The following is a 5,164-nucleotide window of genomic DNA, read 5'->3' on the forward strand; positions in this document are numbered from 1 at the left end:
AACCGCGCCCATAGCCCGAATGACGAGCCTCTGACCGGGCGACCTAAGCCAACTCCGGCGACGAAAGGGGCATCAGCTCGCGAAACGCACTCTCAGGGCGCTGGCTATTCGGCTGCCGGCGCACGCCATGCACAGCAGCGTGCTGCGCTCGGCGCCCACAGCCACACAATCGTCGAGGATAGCGGTCAATGTGCCCATCTGGCTGGGATGGATGGATTATGCAGGTCATTGAGCCATTCCACGTTGGCAGGGCGCTACCTGGTTCCACGTGCCGTGACTCGCTACCTCGCTGAGGACGACCCTCCACCATCCCTGTGGCACCCCTCCAGCAGGCTGCCCTGGCCGACCACCAAAGGCTCAACCACCAAGGGGCAGGTGGGCTGGCTCAGGATCTTGAGGTACTTCCTCGCAGTGAAGTCGCCCCGAGCTCGTGCAGAACTTCTAGCGCATAAACAGTCGCATCATCTATCGAAAGCCGGACGGTACACAGTGATGCCTTGTTCGCGAGCAGCCAACGCCGCAGGGAGTCGTGCCGCCACCAGGCCTGACAGGCGGGACGCTGCTTCATCGGCGGGCAGGAACGCCGCGTCGTCAAGCACGGCGTGCTGAAGTCGGGGGCGCTCGCCGTGCACGGTACCGGCGTCGAACAGCAAGTAGAGGATGGGGCGCAGACGGTGCTCGGCCGGGGGTGCCCAGTCCGCCACGAGCAGCCGTCCGATGGAGGCGCGCAGGCCGAGTTCTTCGTGTAGTTCGCGGGCGCAGGCGCTCTCGGGTGGCTCGCCGTCGTCGGCCATGCCGCCGGGGATGAGCCAATGCGGCCGGTAGTTGGGTTTGACCAGCAGGATACGGCCCTGGGGGTCGGTGATGAGGGCGCCGGTGGCCACGTGCAGGGAGGCGAGCTTGGCGTAGTAGATGTCCGGTTCGAGAAAGTTGCTGTGTTCGCTCGGCTCGTGGGTTTCGGAGTGCGTCATGGTGGGGTGAGCGTTTCCCGGGATTGCTCGATGTAGTCGCGCACGCATCGTACGTCCTGATGCGGTCGCAATCGCTGATCGATGTCGCGGAGTCTGGCCTGCAGGCGCTTGGGCTTGCGATTTCTAACTTCGGTGGGAGCGGTGCCTACCAGTCGGCGACTGGTCTGAAGGCCCGAATGTCGGTGGTTCGGGCGTGCTCCCAGGAGTCCAGGTGGTACGCGTCGGGGATCTTGCTCAGCGGATGATGAGAGCGCAGGGAGCACACGATCAACTCGGTGTCTTCGAGCGAATGCGGCCAGTCCCGCGGGGCGGACACATTGCTGTCCTTCCGGAAGGGGTTCTCAGCCACGATGGCGGTGACCCACTTGCTCGGTGTATGTGGGCATTCCGGCGACTCGTCGCGACGAGAGGCGTCCTCGGGCGGATCACCCGAAAACGGGTCCGCGGCCACGAGGTAGCCGGTTGGCTTCAGCGGCACGTTGTTCTCTGCGCGGCGCCGGATGACGGCCCGGGCGGTAAGGGGGCGGTAGTAGCCGGTGGCGATGGCATCGAACTGCTCGAACAAGTGCCGGAGTGGCTGACTGTCTACAGGTATTCCCGGGAGTTGGAAGGACACGTTGCAGTGGCTAACCATGCGGGAAGCATGATTGGCGATATCAGCGGCCAAGGTGTAGAAGCCTCCGCCTTGGCAGACGTCGAAGTACGTCACCTGTTCTGTATGGTGGGCGTGTTGTAGGCCTTCGCAGCGCTCTCTCCACGCGCGGAGTGCGTTAAGGAATTCGCGGGCGCCTACGCCGTGCCAGTTCAAGGTGGCCTGCTGGATACTCCAACTCGGTCGGGAGGTCATCCAGCCCAATGAGTTGAACGCGTGCAGAAGGTCGGCGAGTCCGTTCTCGTCGAGGGCCCTGATAGGCAGGTCTAAACTGACGCCGCTGCCGTCCGCAGGCACCCAGTCCACGTCGGGTAGGTCTTGAACGAAAACGAGTTCGGCGTAGCCGCCTCCCGACGTGACGTATGGCAGCGGGGTCAGCTCCGTGCTGAGTAGCGTGAGGTCGGAAGCTGACAAGTCAGTGGACGGCCGGCGCCGACGACGATGCCGGTTTCCCACAGGCAGGTGGACGCGACCGTGGGTGACTAGGGTCTCCCATTTGGTCCACAGAAGGTGGGCCAACGTCTCCGGCGCTTGCAGCACCTGCATCAGCTCTTCTTCGCCAAGCAGAAGGACAGGCTCCCTGCCTCGGTATTGGGTAACCTGCTCACGGACGGTGGCGGTGAAGCCTGACACGCTGACGATCACGCCGATGACGGCGGCCGAGGCTGCCCGCTCCAGCCGAGATCGCACTGCGTCGAAGACGTCCACGCCGGCAGGGGTGTTTTCCCACTTGGCCTCGATCAGGTACCACCGATCCCCGTAGCTGGCTACCAGGTCCGTCTGCCGCGGACGGGCGATGCCAGCGTTGCGGTGGACGCGAAAGTGTGCCTGCTGGAATAGTCGCTCCAGAAGTTCTTCCAGTTGCTGCCCACGTTGGTGCGCGTTCGGACTGGACCGTAGCCGCTGGAACTCCGCCGGAAGCAGCGACTCCCATCCCATAGCAGTCCATCCTTACTGGGCCGTGCGCCGAGGCCTCGATGGGCTCAGCTGGTGAGTTTGAACAAGAACAAAGCCATGCCTCCAAGTCCTTCGAAACCGACCGCAGCCAAGAGAAGGCACAGTGACATCATGGCGAGGATCTGGACTCCTGGGGTTGGTTATTGGAGGCCCGCCAGTCAGAGACCGGACCTCGGGGACACCGAGCAGGTGCGGAAAGAAGTTAGGCCCGTCTCACCCGACTCCAGGCAAAGGGTGCGTTCGAGCGCCAGCGGGAGCGCATCTTGCCAGGCTAGGTGGCGTAGATGGCGGCAACGATGTCCCGGGCGAGGGCCAGGCTGGAAGCGGCCACGAACTTCTGTCGTGTGTCCATGGCCTTGTTGATATCGGCGATGCTTCCGAACTGGTAGTCCAAGGGTCTGGGATCGCCTTCGAGGTCGAGAACTACGCCGCCCGCAGCATCGAGGATGTAGTGCCCGGGGGCCAAATCCCAGACGGCGAAACCTTTGGCGAACTCAATGGTGGCGTCGGTGAAGCCCGCCGCGACGTGGCACAGGCTGATGGACCCGAAGTCGACTCCGACGCGGCCGCGAACGGCGCCGTCCGCCGAAGGCTGGTTGAGCGCGTCGAGCAGGCGGGTCTGGCGTCCGAGCGGCTGGAGTCGTTCAGCAGGCTTCATCAGGTAGTTCGTGATCAGCGCCTCGCGCAGTTCTGCGAAGCGCCGCACCTTCAGCTCGTGTGCCTTGCCGTCTTGCGTGTAGACGAACGCCTGGTCGTTGCCGTCCTCGTCGCGGGCCGCGAGATACATCTGGAGATGGTGGAAGATGTCGCCCACCACAGCGGCGATGGGCCGGGCAAGGCTGCGGGAGTACACCATCACGTGCGTGTAGCCGTACAGGGCGCGAACGGCCAGCTCGCTGGTGTCGAGAGGATCGACCAGCACGCACAGATCCGGCTCTGGGTCGGCTCCGATGACTTGAGGGTCGGCCTCTTCCGAGGCATAGATGTACGAGGGAAGGATCGGGCTCAGAAGCTCTCGGTAGCGCTCATGCATCCACAGATCGTGGGCGGACAGGAAGTTATCGGAGTGGCGCAGGTTGGCGGCCTCTGATCGTTCACCTGATAGCGCGGCCTGGATCAGGCGGGGTCGGATCTCCCCGATCACCTGAGAGACCAGCTCGGCGAGGCTCTGGGCGAGGCCGGGGAGGGCGGCAGGGGTTGTCACGACGGGACCTCCGTACTGTTAGCGCAGCTCCAGCGGCGGTTCGATTCCTGGTGGGCTCATCGTCGCGGCGATGAACACCGCCTTGAAGCTTGCCGCTCGCATGATGCCAGCGCCGGTCAGATCGTCGAAATCGCTGACTTCGAGCTTCCCCTTGGTCATGGCTCCGAACACCGCGAAATAGATCTGCGCTCCGGGATAGCGGTCACGGATCTCGCGTGAGATGAAGCCGACCACATCGGCATGCTTGACCTCAAAGTCGCACAACACGATCTCTGGAGCGTCTGGCAACTCTGGGAAGATGGACGCTCTGTCGAGGCTGATGAATTCTCGGCTCTTGTTGCATTTGAGGTAGCCGATGGGACATCGCCCGAATTGGGCGGAGGCGAGGAAGGTGGCCATGACCAGGCCGGCCTCGTTGATTCCGAAACAGGCGTCTACATCGGTACGGTGCCCGAGGTTTTTGATCTGGTGGATGAGGCGCTCGATGCCGTAGCCGAAGGACGCCCAGGTGAGGTTGAGGAGCTGGCCGGGGGCAGGGTTGGGCAGGGAGTAGACAAGCCTGTCGGGAGTGCCGAATTCGACGGTAGGGGCCGCGATGATGAAGTCTTGGCCCACGGCGTTGGATTCGGCCGGTGTCGTTCTGGCGGTTGTGCTGCCTGTCCCTGCTGCTGCCGGTGCTGTGGCGGGTGGTGGGGGAGTGGACTGGGTGGTGGCGTACCTTTTCAGGGCGAGTTGGTCCTCCACTGCCAACCGCTCGTACGCTTCGGCGACCAGATCACTGGGAGAGATGTCCTCCTCGGCCACCCCGGTGGGGCCGCCTCCGTAGGCGGCGGCGAGGACCAGCAGGCTGGTGAAGCTGGGAGCCGATCCGGACCTGCTGCGTTCACGGGCCCAGGTCTCCCATGCGTTGATGGATGTACCGCCCAGGCTGGTCTGGTGGCCAGTCATCTGGTTGTACCGGACAGCGGCCTGATCCTGGGAAAGACCGCAGGCATACCGGTGTGCCTGAAGGCTACAAATGAGCGGATAGCGCCGCATTAGTTCCGTTGCCGCCTTTTTGACCGATCCCGTCTCCAGCCACAACTCATTCCCGATCCGTGCCAATCTGCGCCCTCGTGCCTGCGGGCTCGAATCCTGTCCCTGCCTCGACATCTGAGAGTGCGTTTCGCGAGCTGATGCCCCTTTCGTCGCCGGAGTTGGCTTAGGTCGCCCGGTCAGAGGCTCGTCATTCGGGCTATGAGGGCGGTTGGGTGAACAATCCCGGTTCGGTCTCGACGAGGATGCCGCGACCGGCCAGGCGTTTGAGCTTGGCGCGGAGGTTTTGGATGTCGTTGCGCGTCAGGGGCAGGTCCAGGGCTATGGCCACGTCTCGGGCGCGCA

4 protein-coding genes are annotated in these 5,164 nt (G+C 63.8%); all 4 read right to left on the reverse strand.

Annotation, left to right across the window (positions count from 1 at the left end; all coding sequences use genetic code 11):
* Nucleotides 1-461 precede the first annotated feature (461 nt).
* The 4 genes from ACIA8R_RS52880 to ACIA8R_RS52895 all read right to left on the reverse strand — a co-directional run bounded on the left by ACIA8R_RS52880 (nt 462) and on the right by ACIA8R_RS52895 (nt 4,867).
* Nucleotides 462-971, reverse strand: a complete 510-nt coding sequence (locus ACIA8R_RS52880) for an NUDIX domain-containing protein (protein ID WP_397045826.1) — start codon at nt 969-971, stop codon at nt 462-464.
* A gap of 145 nt (nt 972-1,116) precedes the next feature.
* Entirely contained in the window at nt 1,117-2,562 is a 1,446-nt protein-coding gene (locus ACIA8R_RS52885) for a restriction endonuclease (RefSeq protein WP_397045828.1), read from the reverse strand.
* Nucleotides 2,563-2,851: 289 nt separating this feature from the next.
* Nucleotides 2,852-3,784 carry an inositol monophosphatase family protein gene (locus ACIA8R_RS52890; RefSeq protein WP_397045830.1) on the reverse strand — a complete coding sequence of 311 codons (933 nt, stop codon included), beginning with the start codon at nt 3,782-3,784 and terminating at the stop codon, nt 2,852-2,854.
* Nucleotides 3,785-3,802: 18 nt separating this feature from the next.
* Nucleotides 3,803-4,867, reverse strand: a complete 1,065-nt coding sequence (locus tag ACIA8R_RS52895) for a hypothetical protein (protein ID WP_397045832.1) — start codon at nt 4,865-4,867, stop codon at nt 3,803-3,805.
* Between the last annotated feature and the right edge of the window lie 297 nt (nt 4,868-5,164).

The sequence above is a fragment of the Nonomuraea sp. NPDC051191 genome (assembly GCF_044455665.1).
In the GTDB taxonomy this organism is placed as follows: Bacteria; Actinomycetota; Actinomycetes; order Streptosporangiales; family Streptosporangiaceae; genus Nonomuraea.